Raw genomic sequence first — 25,497 nt, forward strand, 5'->3', positions numbered from 1 at the left:
GATCCCTCCCTTAGTTCAGGTCGTCCTTGGTCATCAGCGTGTAGAACAGCCAGGAGACCAGGAGCGTGATTGCGAAATAGATGAGCGACATTGCAGCGGCGGGGCCGAGGTCGAACTGGCCAAGCGCGATTTTCACCAGGTCGATCGACAAAAGCGTGGTAGAGTTGCCGGGGCCGCCGCCGGTGAGCACGAACGGCTCGGTGTAGATGTTGAAGCTGTCCATGAAGCGCAGCAGGATGGCGATGGTCAGCACCGTCTTCATCTTCGGCAGCTGGATGAACCGGAACACCGCCCAGTTAGATGCGCCGTCGATCTTGGCCGCCTGGTAGTAGGCGTCGGGGATCGACACCAGGCCGGCATAGCTCAGCAGCACCACCAGCGAGGTCCAGTGCCAGACGTCCATGGTGACAATGGTCACCCAGGCCGCAACCGGATCCTGCGTCATGTCATAGGAGATTCCCAGCACATGGTTCAGGAAGTAGCCCAAGAGGCCGATGTCGGGCAGGGTGAAGATGTTCCACATCGCGCCGACCACGTTCCACGGGATCAGCATCGGCAGCGCCATCAGCACCAGGCAGACGGGCACCCAGAAGCCCTTGCGCGGCATCGACAGCGCAATCGCGATGCCCAGCGGCACCTCGATGATCAGGATCAGGAAAGTGAACAGGAACTGGCGGCCAAGCGCCGCGTGGAAGCGGTCGGAGCGCAGGATCTGCTGGAACCAGTCCAGGCCCTGCCAGAAGAACACGTTGTCGCCAAAGGTCTCCTGCACCGAGTAGTTGACCACCGTCATCATCGGAATCAGCGCGTTGAAGGCTACCAGCGCCAGCACCGGCAGGACAAAGAACCAGGCTTTCTGGTTTTCGGTTTTCATCAGGCTGCTCCTTGTTCGCCGGTGGCATTGGCCGGGGCGGTGGCAAGCCAGCCGTCCACGTAAAGCCGCGTCATGTCCTGGCGGAAGGCCAGATGAACGGCGCTGCCTTTTTCCGGCGCGGCGCCTTCGGTCACGGCGTTGATGCGGCAGCCGCCGGCATCGCATTCCACCACCGTGTGGCGGCCGATGTCTGAGACCTTGGTGACCATGGCGGGCAGGCCGTGGTCCGCCAGCGAGACGAACTCCGGGCGGATGCCGATTTCGGTCTGGCCCTCCGAGGTGCCTTGAATGGGGCCTTCCAGTGCAATCTGCTGGCCTGCAAAAACCGCGGCTCCATGCTGCAGTTCACAGGGCAGGATGTTCATCCCGGGCGAGCCGATGAAATGGCCGACAAAGGTATGCGCGGGGCGCTCGAACAGCTCCACCGGCGTGCCGATCTGCACCACCTCACCCAGCTGCATCACCACCACCTGATCGGCGAAGGTCAGCGCTTCGGTCTGGTCGTGGGTGACGTAGATCATCGTCGCCTTCACCCGCTGGTGCAGCTCCTTCAGTTTGGAGCGCAGCTTCCACTTCAGATGCGGGTCGATCACGGTGAGCGGCTCGTCGAACATCACCACGTTCACATCCTCGCGCACCAGGCCGCGGCCCATGGAGATCTTCTGTTTATTGTCAGGTGACAGGCCTGCCGCCTTCTGGTCCAGCATCTCGGTGACTTCGAGCATTTCGGCAATCGCCATCACCCGTTCGTGCACGGTGGCCTCGTCCCGTCCGCGGTTGCGCAGCGGAAACGCCAGGTTGTCGTACACAGTCATGGTGTCGTAGATCACCGGGAACTGGAACACCTGGGCGATGTTGCGCTGATCCGGGGGCAGGGCGGTCACGTCCTGGCCGTCAAACAGGATTTGGCCTTCGGACGGCACCAGCAGGCCCGAGATGATGTTCAGAAGGGTGGATTTGCCGCAGCCCGAGGGGCCGAGCAGCGCATAAGCGCCGCCGTCGGTCCAGTCGAGGTCGATTTCCTTCAGCGCGTAATCCGAGTCGGACTTCGGTGCCGAAAGATAGCTGTGGCGCAGTTTGGAGAGAGTTATTTTAGCCATTGATGCCTCACGCCGCGCGGCTGCCGTCGGGGGCAAAGAAATATGCCTGCGCGGGGTCCATGTAGAAGTCGTGCAGCTCGCCCACGCGGTAGGGGTGGACGCCGTGGGCCAGCGAGACCCAGCTGCCGGAACCCATGTCGAAATGGGCGGAGCTTTCGGAGCCGGAGAGTTCCGTCACCTGCACCTGGCCTGACAGCTGCACATGGGCGCCGTTTTTCGCGACAGGCAGCACGTGGTGCGGGCGGATGGCGATGGTGTACGTGCCATCTGCCAACCCAACGGCAGCGCCGCTCAGCTCCCAGGTGACGCCGGCGCCCAGGCGGGCCATGCTGCCCTGCTTGGTGATCTCGGCGGTGTTGATCGGCGGGTCGGAGAACACCCGCGCCGCATCGACATTGCCGGGGTTGCGGTAGATCTCCGCGGTGGGGCCGAACTGGGTCACGCGGCCGTCGCGCATCAGTGCGGTCTTGCCGCCCAGAAGCAGCGCCTCTTCCGGTTCGGAGGTCGCGTAGACCACCACCGCGCCGCGGCCGGCAAACAGTTCGGGCAGCTGGTCGCGCAGCTCCTCGCGCAGCTTGTAGTCGAGGTTGGCCAGCGGCTCATCCAGGAACACCGCGCGGCTTTCCTTGGCAATCGCTCGGGCCAGGGCGCAGCGTTGCTGCTGGCCGCCGGACAGCTCATGCGGGCGGCGGTGCAGCATCGGCTTCAGCTGCAGGATCGCTGCAGCTTCCTCGACGCGGCCTTCGATCTCCGACTTCGCCATTCCAGCCACTTTCAGCGGCGAGGCGATGTTTTCGAACACCGTCATATGCGGGTAGTTGATGAAGAACTGATGCACCAGGCTGATGTTGCGCTTCTGGGTGCTGAGACGGCTGACATCCTCGCCATCCATCAGCACCTGGCCGCTGGCCATCGGGTCGAGGCCCGCCATCAGTTTTATGAGTGAGGTTTTTCCGGAGCCAGTGGCGCCGAGGAGGACGTTGAAGTGACCGGGCTCCAGCAGCAGGGAGGTATCCTTGATGTGCTGAATGGCGCCGACGCGCTTGGTCACACCCTTGAGTTCGAGTGCCATCTTGCTTTGACTTTCCGGCAGGCGGCCTGTTCGCGCGCGGGGCAGAGGCGCGCTCTGATCTTGGGGAAAAGGGCCCCGGATGACGGGAAAGGGTCTCCGGGGCCTGATGCAGCCCGGCCAGATGATGGGGATCGCTGGCCGGACCGGGAGGAGGCCTTAGTTGGTTGCCCAGCGAGCCACCAGCTCGTCATAGTTGACGGTCTGGCCCTGCGGCTTCTCGTTCTCCAGCGGCGGTTTGGCGCCGCCATTGGCGTACCACCACTCCGCGTCCTTCTCTTCGTTCAGGCGCGGGCCGCAGCCGCCATAGACGTTGGCCTGCTCGTCCGCACGCTGCATACGGGCCATGGTGATGTCCATTTCCTCGGCCAGACGGTCCATCGCTTCCTGCGGCGTGAAGGCGCCGGAGTTCACGTCACCAATCTGCTGCCACCAGATCTGGGCCAGCTTCGGATAGTCCGGCACGTTGATGCCGGTCGGCGACCATGCGACGCGGTCGGGCGAGCGGTAGAACTCGACCAGGCCGCCCAGCTTGGGTGCGCGCTCGGTGAAGCTCTCGTGGTTCACGGAAGAGTCGCGGATGAAGGTCAGGCCAACGTGCGATTTCTTCACGTCCACGGTCTTGGACACCACGAACTGGGCATAGAGCCAGGCAGCCTGTGCGCGGTCCAGCGGGGTGGACTTGAGGAAGGTCCAGGAGCCCACGTCCTGATAACCGACCTTCTGGCCTTCTTCCCAGTAGGGGCCGTGCGGGCTGGGCGCCATCCGCCACAGCGGGTTGCCCTCGGCGTCGACGGTGTTGTTGCCTTCGGACTGCGGCTTCACCATGTCGGCGGTAAAGGCGGTGTACCAGAAGATCTGCTGCGCCACGTTGCCCTGTGCCAGAGCCGGCAGCGACTGGTAGAAGTCATAAGACGCCGCACCCGGAGGCGCGTATTTGCGCAGCCATTCGTCCCACTTGCGGATCGCATAGACCGCTGCCGGGCCGTTGGCGGCGCCGCCGCGGGTCACGCTGGCACCGGCCGGGTTGCAGGAGCCGTCTTCCATCCGGATGCCCCATTCGTCGATCGGCACGCCGTTCGGCTCACCCTTCGATCCTGCACCTGCCATCGACAGCCAGGCATCGGTCATCCGCCAGCCAAGGTCCGGTGCGCGCTTGCCGTAATCCATGTGGCCATAGATCGCGGTGCCGTCGATTTCCTTGACGTGCTCGCTGAAGAACTCGGCGATGTCCTCATACGCCGACCAGTTGACCGGAACGCCCAGGTCATAGCCGTACTTTTCCTTGAACGCGGCCTGCAGGTCTTCGCGGTCGAACCAGTCCTTGCGGAACCAGTACAGGTTCGCGAACTGCTGGTCGGGCAGCTGGTACAGGTCGCCGTCCGGGCCGGTGGTGAACTGGGTGCCCATGAAGTCATCCAGGTCGAGGCCGGGGTTGGTCACGTCCTTGAAGTCGCCTGCCATCATGTCGGTCAGGTTGTAGGCCAGCTGCAGGCGCGAGTGGGTGCCGATCAGGTCGGAGTCATTGACGTAGGCGTCATAGAGGTTCCGCTTGGTCTGCATCTGGGTCTGCACGGCCTGAACGACCTCGCCTTCACCCAGGATCTGGTGGTTCACCTTGATGCCGGTGATTTCCTCGAAGGCCTTGGTCAGCACCTCGGATTCGTAGGAGTGCGTCGGGATGCCTTCCGACAGCACGTTGATTTCCATGCCTTTGAACGGCTCTGCTGCCTGGATGAACCACTGCAGCTCAGACAGCTGCTCATCCTTGGTCAGCACCGAAGGCTGAAATTCTTCATCAATCCATTTCTTGGCCGCCATTTCATCGGCATAGCCAATCGATCCCGCAACCATCGCGCAAACGGCGGCTGCGGACAAAAGATACTTCCGCATCTTTTTCCTCCCTGAAAGTCGCTTAAAGCCAGTTGTGCATTGGCTGCATCTGACTGCCATAGAGCTTTCATAGGTTGGATTATGTTGTCAAACTAATTTTTTAGTAATGAGTAACTTATTGAATTTAAGTAATAATTATTGAACCTTGTGAGCGCAGTCGCAATGCCGCGGTGCAGCATCCGCGGTTGTAACGCAACGGCAGTTTCTCTCATGGCGCGACCGGAAAAAACAGTCGCCGCGGATCGGCTTTGCGTCTAAGGAGGGCAGCATGACGCAAGACAACACATTCGAGATTTTCCTGACTGCGCCGCCGGGACTGGAGCTGGCGCTGCTGGCCGAGGCCAAGGAGCTGGGTTTTGCTGCCCCCAAGGCAGTGCCGGGCGGCGTCACGGTGCAGGGAGGCTGGGTCGAGGTCTGGCGTGCCAACTTGTCTGTGCGCGGCGCTGCACGGGTGCTGGCGCGGATCGGCGAATTCCGCGCCTTCCATCTGGCCCAGCTCGACAAACGGTCGCGCAAGTTCCCTTGGGGCGATGTGCTGCGCTCGGATGTGCCGGTGAAGGTGGAGGTTTCCACCAACAAGAAGTCCAAGATCTACCACGCCGGCGCTGCTGCCCAGCGTGTGGAAAAGGCGATTGCCGAAACCCTCGGGGCCCCCGTCAGCAAGGACGCGGAACTGACGGTCAAGCTCAGGATCGAGGACAACCTCTGCGTCTTCAGCGTCGACACCTCGGGCGAGGGGTTGCACAAGCGCGGCCACAAGTCTGCGGTCGGCAAGGCGCCGATGCGGGAAAACCTTGCCGCCCTGTTCCTGCGCGAATGCGGTTTTGACGGGGCGGAGCCGGTGGTCGACCCGATGTGCGGCTCCGGCACCTTTGTGATCGAAGCAGCAGAGATCGCCAAGGGCCTGCTGCCCGGCCGCAGCCGCAGCTTTGCCTTTGAGCAGCTGGCAACCTTTGATGCGGACGCCTGGGCCGCGCTGAAGCAGCAGGGCGAGACGCGCGAAACGGAAATGCTGTTCTACGGCTCCGACCGCAACGCGGGCGCCGTGGAGATGGCCGCTGCCAATGCGGACCGGGCGGGCGTGGCCGATTGCACCCGTTTTGCCCAGGCCGCGGTCAGCGACCTGCAGCGTCCCGACGGCCTGCCGGGCCTGGTCATCGTCAACCCGCCCTATGGCGCCCGGATCGGCAACAAGAAACTGCTCTATGCTCTTTACGGTGCATTGGGGCAGGTGCTGAAGGAGCGCTTCTCTGGCTGGCGTGTGGGTATTGTCACCTCGGAGACCAGCCTCGCCAAGGCAACCAATCTGCCGTTCCTGCCGTTCGGTGCGCCGGTCGCACACGGCGGCCTGAAAATCCGCCTGTTCAAGACTGCTCCGCTGCCCTGAGGCCGCGGCCTCTTTGACTCCCTTCGTGACGCATGGTCCTTGTTCCGGCCCGGCGTCCCGCGTGGCTATCCTGCCTTGGACAAAATGAGGGGAGGTTTCATGCAGCAAGCCGAAGATTTCCGCGCAGAGAGCCGCGCCCTGGCAGCCATCCTTGAGGACCTGCCGGAGGCGGAGTTTCACCGCGAAACCCAGTTCAAGGGCTGGACCATTGATCATGTGCTGGGGCATCTGCACCTGTTCAACGCTGCGGCAGAGGCGTCGCTGCGGGGCGAGGAAGCCTTTGCTGCCTTCATCGCGCCGGTCCTGCGGGACATGCATGCGGGCCGCTCCATCCTCGAATGCCAGTTTCCCTGGCTGGACGGCCTATCAGGCCGGCGTTGTTCGCGGCCTGGCGGGACGGGGCGGAGCGCTGCGCTGATGCTTTCGCCGAAGCTGACCCCAAAGCACGGCTGAAATGGATCGGGCCGGACATGAGCGCGCTCAGTTCCGTGACCGCCCGGCAGATGGAGACCTGGGCGCACGGGCAGGAGGTGTTCGACCTCTTGGGGCATGATCGGCAGGAGCAGGACCGCATCCGCAACATCGCGCATCTGGGGGTGGCGACCTATGGCTGGAGCTTCCGCAACCGCGCGCTGGACGTGCCGGAGCCCGCGCCTTTCGTCCAGCTGACCGGGCCATCGGGGGCGGTCTGGGAGTGGAATCCCCCGCAGGGCGCGGATTATGTCAAAGGCTCTGCGGTGGAGTTTGCACGGGTCGTCGCTCAGGTGCGCAGTATCCAGGATACCCGGCTGCAGGTCTCCGGTGCAGCCGCGGAAAACTGGATGCGTATTGCCCAGTGCTTTGCCGGCCCGCCAGAGACGCCGCCGGGCAAGGGAGCACGCTTCAGGGCGGGCCGCTGAAGTTTCGGCCCCGCGGGTTCTGGAAACCCCGAAAAACCTGACGCCGCAGGCCGGCGCGGCGGTCAGGTGGCGGCCCAGGCCCTGCTCAGCCCCTCCAGCGTCATGCGCAGCGGATCTGCCAGCGTGACCGGCAGCCCTTGGGCTTCCAGCGCGGCGGCATAGAGCGGCTGCAGGGGCGCCTCTGCCAGCAGCGCCACATTCTGGCCCAGCCAGTAGGGCCGGGCCGCAGCCAGTTCAGCACCCAGCAGCAGCCCCCAGAGCCTGCCGCGCGCAGTGTCCGGCTGCAGCTGACCCAGCGCGGCCTCGGCCTGCAGTGCCGCCAGCCTCGCCGCCAGCAGTTCCGGCTTGGCGATGCCGTCCGCCGCCGCCTCGGCGAGCGCTTCCTTGCTGCAGTCACCGGCGGCGGCCAGCGCCATAGGCTGCGCCACCGCTGCCGCCAGCTGCCCGGTCAGCGCGCTTTGGAAGCTGACCGCTTCCTTGGCGCTGACCTGCACCCAATGGGTGACTGCGGTGCCGGGCAGGCAAACCACCCCGTCCCAATCCGGGTTAAGCTGAAGAAAGCCGCGGAGCCTGGCCAGCCCCCCCTGAATCAGCCCGCCTGGCACAGATTGGCTGAGACCCGGCAGGGCATGGATGGTCAGACCTTCCAGCGGCGTTGCCGTCAAAGGCAGCTCTGCGGGCACGGCTGGCACCCTGTGCGGCGGGACCAGGAAGCTGCCGCCCAGCACCACCGGCAACGCGTCGCCTGCCAGCATCAGCCGCAATCCTGCTGCCAGCGCAGCGGGGCCGCTGTCCGGAAGCTGCTGCACCTGCGCGGTTCCTGCGGTGCTGCCGGTCACGGTCCAGGCGGTCAGTGTGTTTCCGTCCAGATTGGCGGCCAGCCAGCTGCCGCCGCCGCCGGGAGGCTGCATCATGTTCTCACCCTCTCTGCCATCGGTTTCCTGTGGCTTATGGCGGTGTTTCCGGGTTCCGGCAAGTGCGCAGCCTGCTGGGCTGCGGCGTTGAGTTAAGCGGTAATTGCAGCACAGGCTAATCAGCCGCTCTGCCGCATTTCCGGGAATTGCATAATGCACCGGCAATCAGCTATCAAAAGGCGAGTGCATTCTCCTGGCCTGGAACCATTAGGTTGAAGAAAAAATGGGGAAACGGCTCGATTGTTGGTGCCGGTCCGAGTGGCGTGGGCTAAGCCTCAGGAGGCAAGGGGCATTCCCGCAACCGTGCAGTACAGCAACAGTCCCGCCTGCACCGTAGCTTTGATTCCGTGGCGCCTCCGTACGCAGTGGAAACAATTCAATCAGAGCATTTTCATTGTTTCTGGAACTCCCTTTTGCAAGGCCTGGTTTTAGGGCTTTTTGCGGGGAATCGAAAATTTTCCGCGCAATTGTCTAAATATGTCTTAATTAGGGCAGAGTGCTGCAATGCACCGCCGCCAGGGGATTGGACGGCAGCAAAAAAATTGGCGCGGGCGCGTGGGGGCGCGCCCCCGTTTTGAACCTGAAAATCAGTAACGGCACTCCGCAGCCGATGGCTTGCGGACTGTCAGGATCAGTTTTGCTTGACCGCTGCATTCGGCGGCGGTCCGGCCGGGCGACCGGCTGGAACGAGGGGTGTGGAATGAAAGACATGGTTCCCGGACGGGCGGAGCTGTCTTTTGTGCGCGTTGACGCGGAAGGCGGGTGGTCGGAAGTGGCCGCTCCATTTCTCAAAGCGCGGCACATGCAGGCGGCAAACATGAATGCCTCGCTGAGCGGCCCGTCACCGGCGCGGCAAGCCTTAAACGGCTTTGGCAGCGGAGCATACGCAGCGGGCGGAAAACGCGGGCTGGATCTGCTGCTATTGCTGCTGAGCCTGCCGGTGGTTCTGCCACTGATCGCGCTATGCGCCGCTGCGTTATGGCTGGAGGGCGGGCGGCCCTTCTACACGCAGGCGCGGCTGGGTCGCGGCGGCCAGACGTTCCGCATTCTGAAGCTGCGCACCATGGTGCGGGATGCAGACCAGCTGCTGCAGCGTTACCTGGACGCGGATCCGGCGCTGCGCCGGGAATGGGATGACACCCAGAAGCTCAAGAACGATCCGCGAATCACCCGGGTCGGGCGCTTGCTGCGCGCCACCTCGCTGGATGAGCTGCCGCAGCTTTGGAACGTGGCCAAGGGAGACATGAGCCTGGTCGGACCTCGCCCGATGATGCCGGTACAGCTACCGCTTTACGGCGATGCGCGTGCCTATTTTGCCCTGCGGCCGGGCATTACCGGCGCTTGGCAGGTGTCGGTCCGCAATGAGGGCAGCTTTGCCAGCCGGGCGCAGGCAGACGCCGGATACTGGCGCGGACTTTCGCTGGGCCGCGATCTGTCGCTGATCTTGCGGACCGTTGGCGTGGTGCTGAAGGGTACGGGATATTAAGGCCTGTGTGATCTGCTGCCCGAGCCTTAAGGCACAGGCAGCGGACCAGCCGGCCATTGCAGGGAGCACGGTTGTGAAGCATTTTGCGGTACCAGGGGCCTTGACCGCCAGCCCGGTGCAGGACCCGCAGGAGACACGGAAGGAAGATGAGGACGGCATGACCGAGCAAGGCTTCAAGCGGTTCCGCCGCCGTCGCGCGCCCGCGGCTGCCATGCCTTCTGCCGCCGAGGCAGATCGGGAGCGCCCCTTGGCTGCGCCAGCCTCACCCGCTTCTGCCCAGCTGCCCGCCACCTTGCCGGAGCCCTGGGACCGGATCCGCCAGGTTCCGTTCGACAGTGGCGCAAAGGAGCAGCGGCGCCTGCCCTTGGTCAGCCGCTTCCGCACCGCGCCCGCGGCCAAGTCCTTTGACCTGCTGCGCACCCGGTTGTTGCACACCCTGAAGGCCCGCGGCTGGAAACGGGTTGCGGTGGCGGCACCGTCGTCAGGCTGCGGTACCACCTTCTCGGCGGTCAATCTGGCACTCAGCCTGGCCCGGGTGCCGGGCAGCCGCACCGTGCTGATGGACATGAACTTCCGCCGCCCCGGGGTGGCGCAGGCCATGGGAATTCCGGTCCAAGCTGACATGGGCGCGTTTCTTTCCGGCTCGGCTCTGATGGAGGACTGCTTGTTGCGCCCGCTGCAGTCGCTGGCGGTCGGGCTGAACAGCGCAGCGGACCAGGACGCCGCCGAAATCCTGCACAGCCGCAGCTGCGGTGCAGCCTTGGACGACTTGATGCTGCGCAGTGGTGCGGACACTGCTTTGTTCGACCTGCCGCCGGTGCTGGAGCATGACGATACCGCGGCCTTCCTGCAGCAGGTGGACGGGGTGCTGCTGATTTCCGACGGCACCGGCACAACAGCAGCGCAGCTGGCCGCCTGCGAGAAGATGCTGGCAGGCCACACCCAGCTTCTGGGGGTGGTGCTGAACCGGGCGCGCAAATCGGACAGCCCGCTGCACTGATTGCACCAACGTCATAGTTTCGCCCGGTTGCTATGGTGTAAAACCGGGCGGCGGCCCGTGCGGGGCCGGCGGCATTGGGACGGGCCGGGCACCCCGGCAGGATGAGAGCAGACAGATGGGGCCGATTTATTCTCTGGGCGACTTCCTCGACATGGTGCGGCGCAGGCTGTTCACCATTGCTTGCGTGTTTGTCCTTGGCTGCCTGGTGTCGCTGTGGTTCGCCGCCAGCCAGCAGCATGAATACGAAACCGCCGAGGTGCTGCAGATCACCCAGCCGCAGATTGCCGGCGATCTGGCCAAATCCACTGTCGAAGGCTCCTCTGCCCGCCGCATGCAGCTGATCGAACAGCGCCTGATGGCCCGCGGCACCTTGCTGGAAATCATCGAGAAGTTCGGCCTGTATACCGATCAGGATGCGCTGACTGACCTGCAGAAGGTGGTGCAGTTGCGGACTGCCGTGCAGATCACCGGCGTTGCAGCCGCCCGTGAGGGCTTTGCCGACGACGGCACCATCTCGGTGCTGACCATTACGGCCCGGATGCCCACGGCGGAGCACGCGCAGCAGGTTGCCAGCGAATTCGGGCGCCGCACCATTGAACTCAGCATCGCCACCCGCATCGACCAGGCCCGTGAAACGCTCAGCTTCTTCGCCCAGAAGGAGGCCGCCTTGGCGGATCAGGTCGCCGGGCTTGAGGATGAGATCGCTGCCTACCGCAACGCAAATGACGTGACCCTTCCGGGCACCATCGAATTCCGCAGGGCAGAGATCGCGGCGATGAACGAGGGCCTGCTGGAGATTGCCCGCGAGCGCATCGAGATCCGCCGCGCCGCCGATCAGGCCCAGGCGAAAGAGCGTGCTGCCACCGCCCGCCGCTTGCAGGAAGAGGCTGAACAGCAGCTTGCGACGCTCGACGCGCAAGAGGAGCTTCTGACCCGGCGCAAGACCGGGCTTGAGGCCTCCTTGCAGACCACGCCCGAGGTTGAGCGCCAGTTGGGCGCTTATGAGCGCCGGCTGGAGCAGTTGCAGGGAGAACTGGCGCAGATGACCGCCCGCCGCAACGAGGCGGAGGTCGGTTTCCGTCTTGAAACCGGCCATCAGGCAGAGCGGCTGACAGTGATCGAACCGGCGCCGCTGCCGGACTACCCGGTGACCGGCGCGCGCAAAACCAAGGCGCTGATGGGGGCTGCAGCCAGCCTTATTCTGGCGCTGCTGGCCGCCTTCCTGCAGGAACTGCGGCACCCGGTGCTGCGCACCGCGGCGCAAATGGAGCGCGAAACCGGTCTGGTGCCCGTGGTGTCGATCCCAATAATGGACACCCGGCAGCCGCGCCGCGGGCTGTTCAAACGCAGGGGCACGTAGTTCTAGACGTTGTCCCGCCGGGACAGGCAGCGCTAGGAGTGCGTGGTGCAAATACTGATCAGAGTGCTCCCAAAGACGCTGACATTACCGCGATATCTTTCCAATGCCAGCTCAGTGCCCCAGCGCCTGCCGCAACGGTGAGCAGCGCATAGCCGATATCATGCAGCGGGTCCCAGACGTGATGCCTGCGCGCCAGCCGCACCAGCACCGGGTAGACCGCCAGCATCGCCAGCCCCAGCGCTGCAATACCGCCCGCAAGCCCGAACCAGGCCACGCCCGCCAGGAACAAAACCGTCTGCAGGCAGGCGCGGGCGGCAGAAAAAATAAAAAACCCGCGGCTGTCACCCGCCGCCAGCGCCGCCTGATCATAGGTCATGGTGATCACCGCGGGTGCCAGCGCCAGCGCGATCAGCACGATCATCGGCCCGGCCGGCAAATACCGGTCGTCATAAAGCAGCTGCACCAGCCACGGCCCGGCCCAGGCCATCAGAAGGAGCAGCCCCAGGATGCCGCCCGTCAGCCCGCTGCGCAGCTGCCGCTGCCGCCGCAGGTTCTCCGGCGCCTCCCGGGCAGGTTTGTTGCGGTAGACCGGGATCATCAGCCGCTGGTTCACCGCATGGCCCAGCAGCATCGGAAAGCTCGCCAGGAAATAGCCGATGTTGTAGATCCCCAGCACCTCCAGCGGCACGAACTTGCCCAGGATCGCCCGGTCCCCCTGCGAGGTCAGGAACCAGAAGGCTGTGGACAGGAAAATCCACTTGCCGAAATGAATGAGATCCCGCGCCGCCGCCTTCTCCCAGCGGAACCGGTTGGCGGCCCCGGGCAGGCCATAGTGGCACAGGGCCAGCTTGGCCGCGGCCTGAATGACCCCGCCCAGCACCAGCGCGATCACCGACTGCGTGGCCAGCGCCAAGAGAACCATCGCCACCAGCCCGATTGCCTGGCCCGCCAGATCCAGCGCCGTGACCCGCCCTGCCAGCAGATGCCGGTGCGCGGTCTCTATCCGGGTCGGGTTGAAGCCGGCAATGGCCAGCCCGGCGCCCGCGATCGGCAGATACAACAGCAGCTCCGGCGCGCCATAGAACGCGGCCGCAGGCCACGCCAAGAGCGCCGTCAGCGCCCACAGGCCAAAGCCGCGGATCAACTGGATCGTCCAGGCGGTATTCAGGAACTCAGGATCGTCGCCGCGCGTGTTCTGGGCAATCGACGGCCCGATGCCGACGTCGGAAAACAGCGACAACCCCACCGTCACCACCGTTACCAGCGCCATCAGGCCGAAGGCCTCGGGGAACAGGATGCGCGTGAGGATTAGGTTGGAGGCCAGCCGCAGCGCCTGGCTGCCGCCATATCCGATCATCAGCCAGGAGGCGGAGCGCAGAACCCGCGCCATCATTCCCTGACCGGCAAAAAACGAAGCCACCCGCTGCATGTCGGCGCAATTCCCCAAAACCCCGGTGCCGCAGGCTAGGCGGGCGGGGCAGGGGCGTCAATCTTGGGGGCGCCTGCTACGAGCTGGAGCAGCGCAAACGCTGGAAATGCTGCGACAATCCCGGTGCTTGTGCCGCATTCTCCACGCCTGCGGGACAAGCGGCAAGGGGTGCTGGGCAAGCCGCCAATCCGTCGCTAACCTGCCGCGGATACATGCTATTGCAGGGAAACCGCTGCGTTGAAGATTGCCTATATCCTGAACACCTATCCGCAGCCCTCGCACAGCTTCATCCGCCGCGAGCTGCAGGCGCTGGAGCGACATGGCGTGGAGGTTCTGCGCCTGGCGATGCGCCCCTCCGGCGCGGCTCTGGCCGATCCCGGCGACCAGGCCGAGGCGGCGCGCACGGAATACGTGCTTCAGGCTGGCGCAGTCCGTCTTCTGGCCACCTTGGCAATAGAGGTGCTGGCAGCCCCGCGCCGTTTCGCACAGGCGCTGGCTCTGGCGGTGAGACTGGCGCGCGCCTCGGACAAGGGAGTAATGCGGCACCTGATCTACCTCGGCGAAGCGGCCCAAGTGAAACAGCGCTGCGCGGCGGAGGGCGTGCAGCACATGCACGCGCACTTCGGCACCAATTCCGCCGCTGTGGCAATGCTGGCGCATGTGCTGGGCGGCCCCGCCTACAGTTTCACCGTGCACGGTCCGGAGGAATTCGACGCCCCCCGCGCGCTGTCCCTGGAGGAGAAGATCAGCCGCGCGGACTTCACTGTGGCGGTCAGCAGTTTCGGCAAAAGCCAACTGAGCCGCTGGGCACCCTTTGGCAAATGGGACAGCCTGAAGGTGGTGCATTGCGGCATTGAGCCGGAGCGCTTCGCAGATCCCAGGCCGTTGCCCCAAGGACCGCTGCGGCTGGCCGCCATCGGGCGGTTCGTCGAACAGAAAGGCCAGATGGTTCTGGTCCGCGCCATGGCGCAGCTGGTGGAGAAAATCCCGGATGCGCATCTGGCGCTGATCGGCGATGGAGAGATGCGCCCGGAACTGGAAAGGGCCATTGCAGAACTAGGGCTGCAGCAGAACATCACCCTCACCGGCTGGCTGGCAGAGGAGGGCGTGCGGGAGGAACTGGCCCGCGCCCATGCACTGGTGATGCCCTCCTTTGCCGAGGGCCTGCCGATGGTGGTTATGGAGGCAATGGCTGCTGCTCGCCCGGTTATCGCCACCTATATCGCCGGCACGCCGGAACTGGTGCTGCCGGGGCAAACCGGCTGGCTGGTGCCTGCAGGGGATGAAACCGCACTGGCCGAGGCGGTCCTGGAGTTGTCGCATACTCCGCAGGATCAGCTTTCCGCCATGGGCCGTGCCGGCCGCGTCCGTGTGCTGGAGTGTCACGACAGCGCCAAGGAAGCGGCCCGGCTGGCAGCACATATCCGCACCGCCCTCAGGGAATAACAGGGGGCTCCCGCCCGGTTCCGGGCCACGCCCGAGGCAGCCAAGGGTAGTCTGACGTATTCAGGCCATTCGGCGGATGCGGGAGCGCTCCCAGCGGGGGCTTTCAGCGGCCGCGGGTCCAGCGGCTGCGGGAGGCAAACAGCGGCGACTTCACCGCCAGGGAAACAGCGGCGTAAGTCAGGAGACCAGCCGGATCGCGCAGCAGCAGGTTAACAGCCGTGCCGGCCCCGGCCCGCGGCGTGTCCTCGTTCTGCATCAGCTGCGGATATTTCTCCGCCACTTCCGCCACACCGGCATTCTGCCGCCGCCGCACTTTCACCAGGTTGCGGAAGCCTTCGACCATCGGCCAGCTGTAACCTGCCGGAACCTGCACCCGCTCCTGCGGGGCAAAGTTCAGCCGGGCAAAGATGTCATCGGCAATGATATCAGGCCAGTCGCCCCATCGCTGGCGGCCCCTGCGGGTCATCGCAAAGATACCGAACCCCGGCACCCCGCTGGAAAAGAACGGCAGCCGCATCCATAGCCGCGCATAGGCCCGGGTCACCGCGCTTTGGGCCAGGGCTACCTGCGGGCGGCCGCTGGCATAGCGTGGTGCTTCAAGGGCCAGCACCGCGGCGATTTGGGGAATCAGGCCGGATGAAACCAGCACATCGGCGTCCAGATAGATCAGGATATCCCCGCATGCCGCCCCGTCGCCGGCATTCAGCGCGCCCAGCTTGCCGCCTTCCGGCAGCTCCAGAACCTGCACCTGCCAGCCTTCGGGCGGCACTGCTGCGCGGGCCAGTGCTGCGGTGGAATCAGTGCAGCCATTGGCCAGCACCAGCACCTCCGCTGTCATTCCCGCGGGCAGGGAGGCCGAGGCAAAGACCGCCTGCAGGCAGTCTTCAATGTATTCAGCCTCATTGTGGGCCGGGATCAGCACGGACACCCGGGGGATCATTTCACGGCCTCCAGCGCATTCCAACGGGGGTTCCGATCGCTCAGGGTGCGCAAGGCCCCCCAGCTGCCCCATTTTCCAGGTGCCCCGACATCGGCATAGGCGGTGAACAGGCTGCCGCCAAGCGCTTGCCAGCCCGCCAGCAGCTCCTGATACAGCGCTCCCATCTCGGGGCTGTAGTTGAAATGGGTGAAGAAGCCGGTCAAGGCCTCATCCTCGACCATCGGGCCGATGCCCACCACATGGCTGCCGCCCTCATACATGATCAGCTCCAGCCCGTGTTTTTGCGCGACGCCGGCGTGATAGGGCAGCACCCGCCCCAAAAGATCGCTTAGCGTGTCGGCAGCGTCGCCCGAGATCAGCCCGTCGCGCAGTTCCGCCCCGGCCTGGGCGTTGGCCGCATCATACTGGTGCCGCACCAGAAATTCCGATGCCACCGTGCTCCTCAGCCCTCTGTCTGCCGCCACCGCTTGGGCGTGCTCACGGCTGGCTGCAATCCAGGCTCGGACCTGCCCGGCGCGCTCCTGCAATCCTAGCACGCCGCCGAAATAGCCGGTTACAGCATAGGCATCGAAATAGGCGGCAGGCGCCTGCCGCCCGGCCTGCTCTGCCTTCCAAAGCGGCGCCGTCAGAACCTGTTCCTCCAGTCCCAGCCAGCCGGTCTGCGAGGAGATCACGCGCACCAGCCGGCTGCTGTTTTTGCCGAACACCTCGGTCCAGATTTGCGCCACCTCCGCCGCACGGCCGCCGTAGAATTGCATCCAAAGGTTTTCGCCACCCCAGCGGGCCTGTGCTTGCGCATCGGCCCAGGCAGACTGCTGAAACTGCCAGTTCCAGACCTCGTTGGAATACTCCACGTAGGCGCGCAGGTCCTCCTCCAGTCCGTGCTCTGCCAGCCGGGCGAATTGCCGGACGTATGTGTCATCCGCCATATGCGGCATGGTGAACCAGGGATCCGCGCCCAGCCTGTTGGCCAGCGCCAGCATCACCTCCGCCGGAACACCCTTCAGCGCCCAGGTGTAGTCCGAGGGCAGCGGCCGGTCCTCCCATCCCGTCTGCTGCGAGTCATTGGTACCCATCCAGTCCATGAACCGCAGCGCGGCAAAGCCGTCCAGATGGTCCAGCCACAGCGGGTTGAACAGAGCGCCGCCGTCATAGGCGTCCAGATGCTCTTCCTTCACGACGGTGATGTTGCGGACATAGTCGCCGCCGCGGCCCATGCGCTGGATGCGGATTTCCACCGGGCCGGGGCCGGGGGTGAAATCGAACCGCACCTCGCTCTTGCCGTAGCGGACATTCGTGGCCCGGCCCAGAACCTCGACAATGCCCTCCCCCTCAAACCGCAGCACATAGCGGCCGGCCAGCGACACCGCTTCTTCTGGCAGATCCGTCAGGATCACCGTACCGATCGAGCTCAGCTCCGGCGGGATCGCGGTGGGCCAGCCCGCCGGGTCCAGATAGCCGGCCGCCAGCAGGTCGCCGTGATCTGCCCCTCCCCAGCGCCCAGGCAGATGGCCGATCCAGGGGCGTGCGGTCTTGAAGTGGTCCAGAAACGGCGCCTGGGTGCTCCAGTCTGCAATTCCTGCCAGATTGATGGCGATGGGCTGGCGGGACGCCCGTCGGGCTGGCGCCAGCGCGTCCTCCAGCACTGCCGCGTTCAGTACGGGCGGGGGGGGATCTTGCGGCAGCGGTGCAGGCTCCGCAGGCAAGGCCGCTGTGCGCACACTGGCACCCTGAGCCGCGGCCCAGGCGATTGCCTGCAGCCGCGCCGCCAGCTCAGCCGAGGGCGCAGAATAGGACTTGCCCCAGCGGTCTGTCAGCCGGTGCGGCAGGCCTGCAGGGTCCTTACCTGTCAGCACCGCATACTGCAGCAGAGCCAGGAAGTAGAAGCCCGTGGCATTGGGATGGATATCATCGGCAAAGACATCACGGATGCTGGCCAGCCCCGGCATGGTGCCCGCCTGAATGGCATCATCCAGCCGCGCCATCGCCTGGCCTGCGGGCAGCAGTTTTATGTCGCCGCCGGTGGTGGCATTGACTTCTTCCACCACCGTCTGCCAGCGCGGCAGGTCCTGTGCCAGCCGCACCCGCCAAGGAACTTCCGCACCATCGTCAAAAGGCACTTCGCTGCCGGTGCCACTGTCCAGGCTGTGCCAGGTTTCCTGCAGATAGAACTGCACCTCCGGATTGGTGGTGCGCGCCAGTTCATAAAATTGCGTAACCGCCTGTTCGGTGCCGCTCCATTTCAGGTGGTTGGCCAGCGGAATAGCTTCTGTCACGATCACCGCATCAGCGGGCCGGGTCAGTCTTTCACGTGAATCAACGCCCTCGGCGCTGCCACTGTGCTGCCAGTTGTAGCTGAGCGGCGCACCATTGATGATCTGCGCCTCGACTGCGGCCTCCCCGCGCGCGTCCAGCAGCTGCTCCAGCATTTGCGGATTGTCCGGCCCGAACAGTGAATGGCCGATCATCACGACCGAGGTGATCAGCGCCTCCAGCTTCATGCCGGCGCTCCCGCCGCGGCCAGACCGGTCCGGGGCAGGCTGCGCACCACCTGCCAGACGATCTGCTGCACTTTGGCCGCCGCCTCCGGGCTGAACGCCTGCGCCGGTGTGCTGTCCGCGCGGGTCAGCTGGTGCGGCAGGCCTTCCGGCGAGCGCAGATACAGCACCGCGTAATGGGTCAGGGCAATGGCATAAGCCCCAAGGTCGTTGATGTGGATGGTGTCCAGATCGCCTTCAGGCGTGCGGGCGAACAGCGATTCACGTGAAGCCAGTCCTGGGATCCCCCCGGCTTCTGCCGCGCGGGCCATCGCAGCCAGCACCTGCCCGCCGGGGATCAGATAAACCGGCTGCTGCGGGTTGCGGAGGCTGTCGGTGCCCAGCAGCTTGCGTGTCCACAGCGCCTCCAGATCGCCGTCAATCCGCTCCAGCCAGCCATCGGGGTCGTCCAGCCGGTGCCACGTTTCATACAGGTAAAGGCGAGGCCGTAGAGAGGCGCCGCGCGCCAGATCCGCCCATTTTGCCAGATACTTGGCCGCATCGAAGTACTTGATCGCATCGCGCAGCTCGACCATTTCGGTCAGCACCACCGCGCCGTATTCGCCCGAGCCGATGGCTTCCCTCGCATCCCGGAAGGCAGGTGCGCTGTTGGCCGTTTCAAAATCGAGGATATCCTCTCCCGGCTCCCAATGCGCCCTCAGCGGCGTGCCGGACCCCAGCTGGCTGTTGTAGCCATGCCCCTCCGGCGCCAGCTGCGCCAGCATGTTCGGTATGTCCGGCCCGACCAGCGAATGGCCCAGGTGGAAAACCTTCAGCGGCCCGTCCGGCGGGCTCAGCGGCGGCGGCACAGGAACAGACCGGCTGCGGGTCGCAAATGCCATCAGGCCCAGTGTTGCGGCGGCAGCGCCTAGGGCCAGAAATCCGCGCCGCCCCATCATCCGCGCCCCCGGATTTCCGCCGTGGTCATGATGAGGCCCGCGCCAACCGCAAACCGCCCGCCAACCGCCTCGCCGCGCGAAAACGGCGGCCTGTCGGCGGTGAAAAACGCCAGATAAGCTCCCGTCGCCAGATCAAACTCCAGCTCCATCCCGTCAAACCCGTAAAACGCCCGGCTCAGCGTGTACTGGGCCTTGTAGGCCGCTTCCTTGGCAGAAAAGACCACCTTAGCCATCTGCCCGGGATTATCCTGCCGTTTCAGCCAAGCCTGCTCCCTCTCGGAACAGATCGCGAGCAGCAGTTCGTCCTTCAGCGGCGTGTCTTCCTCGACATCGATGCCCAAGGCCTGCACCTCGCCTGCTCGCGCCAGAACCGCCATCGCGCAGCTCTTGGTATGGGTGATCGAGCCGACCAGTCCCGCGGGCCAGACTGGCGCCCGGTCGATGCCGACCTGCACCGGGGCAGGGGGCACGCCGAGCTGCCGCATCGCCTGATGCACAGCATCGCGGCCCGCAGCAAACTCGTTGCGGCGTTTTTCCACCGCATTGGGCGACAGCCCAGCGGCTTCCTCCGCCAGCGGCGCAGGCGGCGCGCCCAGCGGATCTGCCCCGGCCAGCGCCACATCGGCGGCAAAAAGCGGCCGGACCAGGGTCAGCCGCTCTGCCAGTTTGCTGTTGGTGTCCGTCATCCGGTCCTTGCCCTGCGGTTTGCCCGCATCGCCCGGCGTTTCGACATCATGTCGCTGCGGTCCGGGGCTGCGGTATCCTGAGGCTTTTCTTCCGTATTTGCCGGGGTGCCTGCAAGCCCCTCGATGTGCACCGCCAGCCCCGCCAGCGTCGGGAAGCGGAAGATGTCGGTGATTGACAGCGTGGATGTGCCCAGTTCTTCGCGCAGTTCCCGGTGCGCCTGCACCGCCAGCAGCGAATGGCCGCCCAAGGCAAAGAAGTTGTCTTGCGCGCCGATGCCGCTGACGCCCAGGATACGGCTCCAGACCGTGGCGATCCTGGCCTGCGCGCCTGCTTCCAGCGCCACCGCCGGGGCGGTCTCAACCCGCGCGGGCTGCGGATCGGGCAGCGCTTTGCGGTCGATTTTCTTGTTCGGCGTCAGCGGGAAAGCCTCCAGCGTGATGATGCGCGACGGCACCATCACCTCTGCGAGACGGGCTGCCAGCGCCTGTTTCAGCGCATCCTCCTGCACCGGCCCAGCGGCGGTGATGTATCCAAACAGCTGCTCGCTGCCGGCCGCGCCGCGCGGCACCACAACCGCACCGGAAACACCCGGCTGCGCCGCCAGTGCGGCCTCGATTTCGCCCAGTTCAATCCGCTGGCCGCGGATCTTCACCTGATGGTCGGTGCGGCCCAGGAACATCAGCGTGCCACCCGCGGTCCAGCGCACCAGATCACCGGTGCGGTAAAGACGGCCCGCAGCAAATGGAGCGTTGACGAACCGTTCAGAGGTCAGTTCCTCCCGCTGCCAATACCCCTCGGTGACACCCGCGCCGCCGATGTACAGCTCGCCCAGTGTCCCGGCTGGAACAGGTATTTGTCTTTCGTCCAGCACGTAAACCTGCGTATTGGCAATCGGCGTTCCGATCCCCGATGTCCCGGCGGCGACGGCGGAGACTTTCTCCACCGTCGACCAGATCGTCGTCTCGGTCGGGCCGTACATGTTGTGGATTTCTGCCTGCGTCGCTTCCTGCAAAGCCTGCACCATGTCGCCGGGCAGTGCCTCGCCGCCCACCAGCAGATGCTGCAGCTGGCCCAGGCAGGCGCTGGCGTCTGCATCCGCGGCAATCATCCGCGCCATCGACGGCGTGCATTGCATGTGGCTGACTTTGTGGCGCACGATCTGCGCCGCCAGCGAGAAGTCATTCGCCGCCAGCTCCTGCGGTGCGTTCGACAGGCGCAGCACCTCGGCCAAAGGTTTCAGCCCTTCCAGCACCACCTCTGGCGCGATGCCATAGTCGATCAGGCAGGCGATCTCATCCACGCCAATGCGCTTCAGCTGCTCCACCCTCTGGCAGGCGTCCTGGATGGTTCCGAACAGCCCGGAATCTTCGAAATAGCGCTCGAAGGCGAAGTCGAGGATCGCCTCCAGTTCCTCCTCCGACAGCATCCCCAGGTCCATCTCGAACGGGTTCTTCAACCCTTCGGGTTTCTTGAAGGCGGGGAAGGCCCAGGCGTATTGCTTGATCAGCCCGGCAGCAGAGCGCAGGTAATCCTTCATCGGCTCTCGCGCCACTTGGCGGGCCTCCTCGCGGGTTGCCGCCAGATAGCTGTGCAGCATCAGCGTGACCTTGAAATTCGCGGGGTCATGGCCCGCATCGCTCAGGGCCTCGTGATAAATGCGGATCTTGCCCGCGACCTCATCAATGCTCTGGCCCAGCAGGTGTGTCAGAACATTTGCCCCGATCGCCCCGGCCTCGCGCCAGGTTTCCGGGTTGCCCGCGGTGGTGACCCAGACCGGCAGCTCTTTGGAGACCGGACGCGGCTGGGTGACGACGGCGTGCTCGCCGCCATCCTTGCGGGGGAAGGCGACTTCCTCGCCGCGCCAAAGCTTGCGCACGGTTTCAATGGCTTGGAACATCGCAGGCTTGTTCGCAGGCGGCGTGTTCTCGGGCCGCAGGATGAAGTCATCCGGCTGCCAGCCGGAGGCAAAGCCGATGCCGGCGCGCCCCGCGGTCAGGTTGTCGATAACCGCCCATTCCTCGGCAATCCGCGCCGGGTGGTGCAAGGGCGCCACGCAGGAGCCGGAGCGCACGCCGATGTTCTGCGTCACCGCGGCAACTGCAGCGCCGGTGACCGACGGATTCGGGTAGGGACCGCCGAAGGCGTGGAAATGGCGTTCCGGCGTCCAGACCGCATTGAAGCCATGGCTATCAGCGAACTTGGCGCCCTCCAGCAGCAGATGGTATTTCTGCGGCCCCGGCCCGTCGTCATTGCCCCAGTAGAACAGGTTGAAATCCATCTTCCGGTCGCTGAGCGCGACCGGCCCCTTGGACAGCTCCAGCCGGCTTTCGTCGCTCGACAGCACAAGCTTGAAGCCCCTCGACAGCGTCCAGAACAGCTCAAGCACCGAGATGTCAAAGCTGAGGCTGGTGACCGCCAGCCAAGCGTCGCCGGGCTGATGCGGGATGCGGGCGTCCATGCCGGCAAAGAAGTTCGCGACATTGGCGTGGGTGACCATTACCCCCTTGGGCAGGCCGGTGGAGCCCGAGGTGTAGATCAGATACGCCAGATCGCTGCCGGTGGCTCCGCCGGAGATGTTTTCCTCCGTTATCCCCGCAGGGACTGTTTCAATGTCCAGCACCTGCGCGTCTGAGACAGGCAGGCTGCTGGCCAGCGCGGCTTGCGTCACGATCACCTGCGCCCGGCTGTCGCTGATGTAATGCGCGATGCGGTCAGCGGGGTAGGCAGGATCCAGCGGAACATAGGCGCCGCCGGCCTTCATCACTCCCAAGGCAGCAAACACCAGCTCCGGCGCGCGGTGGATGTGGATGCCAACGTGGCTTCCAGGTTTTATGTTCATTTCACGCAGGCGGCTGGCTACTGAATTGGCGCGGGCGTTGACTTCAGCGTAGGTGAAGCTCTGGTTCTCGAACACCAGCGCGATGGCCTCCGGGGTCCGGGTGGCCTGTGCCTTAAACGCCGCGTGGATGGTCAGATCAGCGGGGAAGTCCGTTGCGGTCTGGTTCCAGTCCTCCAGCAGCAGCTTGCGCTCGGCTTTGGGCAGGATTGGCAGCTCTGCAACCAGGCGGTTTCCGTCCTCGGCGATGGCGCTCAGAACCAGTTCCAGCCGCGCGGCCAGCAGGGCTGTTGCGTCGGGCGTCAGAGCGGCCGCGTCGCAATGCAGCACCATGGTGCCTTCGGTCAGGGCGATGGTGGCGGTGCAGCCCGCAACCGGGGTGTCGCACCCCAGCATCAGGCCGATGCCGGGCTTGGGCTGCGCCGAAATCTCCGGCGCGCGGGCCACAATGTCTTCGGCAAAGCCGCCGGTTTTCCGTGCCTTGGCAATCTCTTGCGCAGTGTGCTCCACGAGGGCCGCAACGCTGTCCTGCCGCCGGGCCTGCAAAGGCACCCAGGAAGAGATCAGGCCGGGCAGGCCCTCCATCCCCTCCACGGACAGCGCCACATCCCCGATCTCGCCGCCGCTGCTGAGCAGGGCAAAAACAAGCGCGGCAGCTGCTGCCTGCTCTTCGCTGAGATTTGCAGGCAGGGCGAGGTCCTGGCGGCTAAAGCCGCTGCCGCCGGTATCCGAGGCCAGCGGCACCTGCACCGGCTGCATCGCCGCAAGCCGCTGGCGCCAATGGCTTTCGCCCCCTTGAACCGCAGCGAGGCGGGCGGTGAGTGCCTCGGCCTCTGCTGCGGTCAGAGAGGGAACCTTGTCTCCCGGTTTGACCAGCTTGGACATGTCCAACGGCTGGCCTGCAGGAGTGGTCAGGCCAGTGAGGGTCAGGGCGCCGCTGCCGGTTGCAACTTTTATGCTGGTTTTGCTGTTCTCGATCACGGTGCCCGACGCGCCGCTGCCCTCCGCAACTTCCGCAGCGCCAGCCAGCACCACGGTCCCGCCGATCCGCAGCTTGGCGGCGCACAGCGGGTTCCAGTAGCCGCCGGTGTCCAGCGCCCGCACCAGCCGGGCCAGTTCCGCCGCGGGGCGGATGAAATCCAGCATCCCGCCTGCCGCCGGACGGTCGGACTTCCCGAAATAGCGGCGCTGGCTCAGGTCCTGCTTTTGCCCGTTCAGTTCCCCGGTTTCCAGTTGGGTGATGACCTCGCCAAAGCTGTCCATCGCCGCGGCGTAGCATTTGGAGTTGAGGCTGAAGGCGGTCTCATCCGCCGCCACATCGAACATCCGCTGGGCCAGGATATCGCCCTCGTCGACGCCGCCTTCGATCAGGTGCCAGGTGATGCCGTGCTGGGCCTCACCGTTGATCAACGCCCAGTTCGGGGTGTTGAGGCCCGCGTAGGCTGGCAGCGGCCCGTCGTGGAAGTTGACCGCACCCTTGGCGGCCTGTGCCAGCACCGTATCGGGGATCACTGTCAGGTTGGCAATCGACAGAAGCCAGTCAAAGCCGCCGCTGAGGTCTGCGGGTTTATCCAGCACTTCCAAATCCTTGACTGCGGCCCAAGCGCGGATGTCCGCGTCTTGCGAAACCACCGCCCGGATCTGGTAGCCGCGGGCCAGCAGCGCATCGGCGCAGCCGATCAGAAGGGATTCATTGCCAATCAGGGCACAGGTGAATGCGGTCATTTCTGCTCCTTTGCAAGCGGAGAAGGGAGGCGCGTTTCCGAAGATGTTGTGCGGCGCGGCGCTAAGAGCGCGCGCAGGCTGTGCAGACAGAGATCGCGCAGGAAATGCGGCGGATCAGCCTGCGGCTTGTTCTGAATCAGTCGGCGCAGGCCATAGATCAGGCTGCCGCTGATGCGGGCCAATGTGGCCGCGGCGGCATAGGCGCGGCCGTGGTTCTTGACGAAGTAATGCAGACGCGAGTCGAACCAGTACCCGGGTGTGCGCTGCCAGCCCTTCATGCCGGTGGAGGCGGAGCCGATATGCGCCACTTCGCTGGCCGGCACATAGTGGGTGCGCCAGCCCGCGCGGGCGGCGCGGCGGCAGAGGTCGGTTTCCTCGAAATAGAGAAAGAAGGTCTCGTCAAACCCGCCAACGGCCTCGACCGCTTCGCGGCGGATCATCAGGCTGGCACCTGCAGTCCAGTCGACCTGCACCTGCGCCCGCGGCATCTCCATGGCGACCACCCAGGGTTTCAGCAGCCGGGTGAAGATGCCGGTGCGCGCGCTGGCCTCGAACTCGCCTGCGACAGAAGGGAAGTGGAAGGCGGTGCGGTGCGGCGTGCCATCGGTGCCGCGCACATAGGATCCCGCCAGCCCGGCACCGGGATGGTCCAGCAGGAAGTCGCGCAGGGTGCGGATGGTGCTGCCCTGCACAAAGGCGTCGGAGTTCAGGAGATAGTAGAACTCCGGCGCGCTGCCGTCTGCCAGACCGGTGCTGAGGCCGATGTTCATGCCGGCGCCAAAGCCGCCGTTCACCGGCGAGGCGATCACCCGTACCCGGTTGCTGTCCAGCCAGCCGCGCGCCTGGGCCGCGGCATGGATCTGGTCAAAGGAGCCGTCGCCGGAGCCGTTGTCGATGATCAGCAGCTCGCCCGGCAGGTCCTCCAGCTCGCGCAGGGCGGCTTCGGCGGACTGCAGGGTCATCTCCGGGGTGCGGAAATTCAACAGGATGATGAGGATGCGCTGCTGGGCCATGCC

19 protein-coding genes are annotated in these 25,497 nt (G+C 65.2%); 7 read left to right on the forward strand and 12 right to left on the reverse strand.

Annotated elements, in window-relative coordinates; genetic code table 11:
• Window positions 1-10: 10 nt before the first annotated feature.
• The 4 genes from AC58NV_RS07940 to AC58NV_RS07955 all read right to left on the reverse strand — a co-directional run bounded on the left by AC58NV_RS07940 (window position 11) and on the right by AC58NV_RS07955 (window position 4,936).
• The gene (locus AC58NV_RS07940) at window positions 11-874 is read right to left on the reverse strand and encodes a carbohydrate ABC transporter permease (protein WP_019298162.1); all 864 of its coding nucleotides are present in this window, start codon (window positions 872-874) and stop codon (window positions 11-13) included.
• Window positions 874-1,974, reverse strand: a complete 1,101-nt coding sequence (locus tag AC58NV_RS07945; protein WP_497226643.1) for an ABC transporter ATP-binding protein — start codon at window positions 1,972-1,974, stop codon at window positions 874-876. The genes AC58NV_RS07940 and AC58NV_RS07945 overlap by 1 nt, the downstream gene beginning before the upstream one ends.
• Window positions 1,975-1,981: 7 nt before the next feature.
• Entirely contained in the window at window positions 1,982-3,046 is a 1,065-nt protein-coding gene (locus AC58NV_RS07950) for an ABC transporter ATP-binding protein (protein WP_497226644.1), read from the reverse strand.
• Between the two features lie 156 nt (window positions 3,047-3,202).
• The gene (locus AC58NV_RS07955; RefSeq protein WP_497226645.1) at window positions 3,203-4,936 is read right to left on the reverse strand and encodes an ABC transporter substrate-binding protein; all 1,734 of its coding nucleotides are present in this window, start codon (window positions 4,934-4,936) and stop codon (window positions 3,203-3,205) included.
• A gap of 268 nt (window positions 4,937-5,204) precedes the next feature.
• Here AC58NV_RS07955 and AC58NV_RS07960 point away from each other — a divergent pair, with 268 nt between their 5' ends.
• From AC58NV_RS07960 to AC58NV_RS07970, 3 genes are all read left to right on the forward strand, one after another.
• Entirely contained in the window at window positions 5,205-6,323 is a 1,119-nt protein-coding gene (locus AC58NV_RS07960; RefSeq protein ID WP_497226646.1) for a THUMP domain-containing class I SAM-dependent RNA methyltransferase, read from the forward strand.
• Between the two features lie 99 nt (window positions 6,324-6,422).
• A complete protein-coding gene (locus AC58NV_RS07965; RefSeq protein ID WP_497226647.1) occupies window positions 6,423-6,776 on the forward strand; it encodes a maleylpyruvate isomerase N-terminal domain-containing protein in 354 nt (117 codons plus the stop codon).
• Complete coding sequence (locus tag AC58NV_RS07970) at window positions 6,662-7,222, forward strand: maleylpyruvate isomerase family mycothiol-dependent enzyme (protein WP_497226648.1); 561 nt, start codon at window positions 6,662-6,664, stop codon at window positions 7,220-7,222. The genes AC58NV_RS07965 and AC58NV_RS07970 overlap by 115 nt, the downstream gene beginning before the upstream one ends.
• 62 nt (window positions 7,223-7,284) lie before the next feature.
• Here the strand turns inward: AC58NV_RS07970 and AC58NV_RS07975 are convergent, their stop codons facing one another.
• Window positions 7,285-8,136: a 2-dehydro-3-deoxygalactonokinase gene (locus AC58NV_RS07975; protein ID WP_497226649.1), complete on the reverse strand. Its 852-nt coding sequence runs from the start codon at window positions 8,134-8,136 to the stop codon at window positions 7,285-7,287.
• Between the two features lie 817 nt (window positions 8,137-8,953).
• Between AC58NV_RS07975 and AC58NV_RS07980 the strand changes: the two genes are divergently transcribed.
• The 3 genes from AC58NV_RS07980 to AC58NV_RS07990 all read left to right on the forward strand — a co-directional run bounded on the left by AC58NV_RS07980 (window position 8,954) and on the right by AC58NV_RS07990 (window position 11,982).
• Window positions 8,954-9,622: a sugar transferase gene (locus tag AC58NV_RS07980; protein ID WP_497227037.1), complete on the forward strand. Its 669-nt coding sequence runs from the start codon at window positions 8,954-8,956 to the stop codon at window positions 9,620-9,622.
• A gap of 73 nt (window positions 9,623-9,695) precedes the next feature.
• Window positions 9,696-10,622: a P-loop NTPase family protein gene (locus tag AC58NV_RS07985; RefSeq protein WP_497226650.1), complete on the forward strand. Its 927-nt coding sequence runs from the start codon at window positions 9,696-9,698 to the stop codon at window positions 10,620-10,622.
• 115 nt (window positions 10,623-10,737) lie between these two features.
• On the forward strand, window positions 10,738-11,982 hold the full coding sequence (locus tag AC58NV_RS07990; RefSeq protein WP_497226651.1) for a GumC domain-containing protein: 1,245 nt from the start codon (window positions 10,738-10,740) through the stop codon (window positions 11,980-11,982).
• Between the two features lie 58 nt (window positions 11,983-12,040).
• Here AC58NV_RS07990 and AC58NV_RS07995 read toward each other — a convergent pair whose 3' ends face one another.
• Window positions 12,041-13,411 carry an oligosaccharide flippase family protein gene (locus AC58NV_RS07995; protein ID WP_497226652.1) on the reverse strand — a complete coding sequence of 457 codons (1,371 nt, stop codon included), beginning with the start codon at window positions 13,409-13,411 and terminating at the stop codon, window positions 12,041-12,043.
• Window positions 13,412-13,648: 237 nt separating this feature from the next.
• On the opposite strand from AC58NV_RS07995, the gene AC58NV_RS08000 reads away from it, so the two are divergent.
• Window positions 13,649-14,857 (forward strand): glycosyltransferase, encoded by a 1,209-nt coding sequence (locus AC58NV_RS08000; protein ID WP_497226653.1) that lies wholly within the window; start codon window positions 13,649-13,651, stop codon window positions 14,855-14,857.
• A 103-nt stretch (window positions 14,858-14,960) separates the two neighbouring features.
• On the opposite strand, the gene AC58NV_RS08005 is transcribed toward AC58NV_RS08000, so the two are convergent.
• Genes AC58NV_RS08005 through AC58NV_RS08030 form a run of 6 tightly spaced genes read right to left on the reverse strand, consistent with a single transcriptional unit; the run spans window position 14,961 to window position 25,494 of the window.
• Window positions 14,961-15,797, reverse strand: a complete 837-nt coding sequence (locus AC58NV_RS08005; protein ID WP_497226654.1) for a glycosyltransferase family 2 protein — start codon at window positions 15,795-15,797, stop codon at window positions 14,961-14,963.
• A complete protein-coding gene (locus tag AC58NV_RS08010; RefSeq protein ID WP_497226655.1) occupies window positions 15,794-18,298 on the reverse strand; it encodes a hypothetical protein in 2,505 nt (834 codons plus the stop codon). The genes AC58NV_RS08005 and AC58NV_RS08010 overlap by 4 nt, the downstream gene beginning before the upstream one ends.
• A complete protein-coding gene (locus AC58NV_RS08015; RefSeq protein ID WP_497226656.1) occupies window positions 18,295-19,176 on the reverse strand; it encodes a hypothetical protein in 882 nt (293 codons plus the stop codon). Before AC58NV_RS08015 ends, AC58NV_RS08010 begins: the two co-directional genes overlap by 4 nt.
• A 53-nt stretch (window positions 19,177-19,229) precedes the next feature.
• Window positions 19,230-19,919: a 4'-phosphopantetheinyl transferase family protein gene (locus AC58NV_RS08020; protein WP_497226657.1), complete on the reverse strand. Its 690-nt coding sequence runs from the start codon at window positions 19,917-19,919 to the stop codon at window positions 19,230-19,232.
• Window positions 19,916-24,481 (reverse strand): MupA/Atu3671 family FMN-dependent luciferase-like monooxygenase, encoded by a 4,566-nt coding sequence (locus AC58NV_RS08025; protein ID WP_497226658.1) that lies wholly within the window; start codon window positions 24,479-24,481, stop codon window positions 19,916-19,918. The genes AC58NV_RS08020 and AC58NV_RS08025 overlap by 4 nt, the downstream gene beginning before the upstream one ends.
• Complete coding sequence (locus tag AC58NV_RS08030; protein WP_497226659.1) at window positions 24,478-25,494, reverse strand: glycosyltransferase family 2 protein; 1,017 nt, start codon at window positions 25,492-25,494, stop codon at window positions 24,478-24,480. The genes AC58NV_RS08025 and AC58NV_RS08030 overlap by 4 nt, the downstream gene beginning before the upstream one ends.
• Window positions 25,495-25,497: the final 3 nt, after the last annotated feature.

It is taken from the genome of Leisingera sp. ANG49 (genome assembly GCF_059694505.1).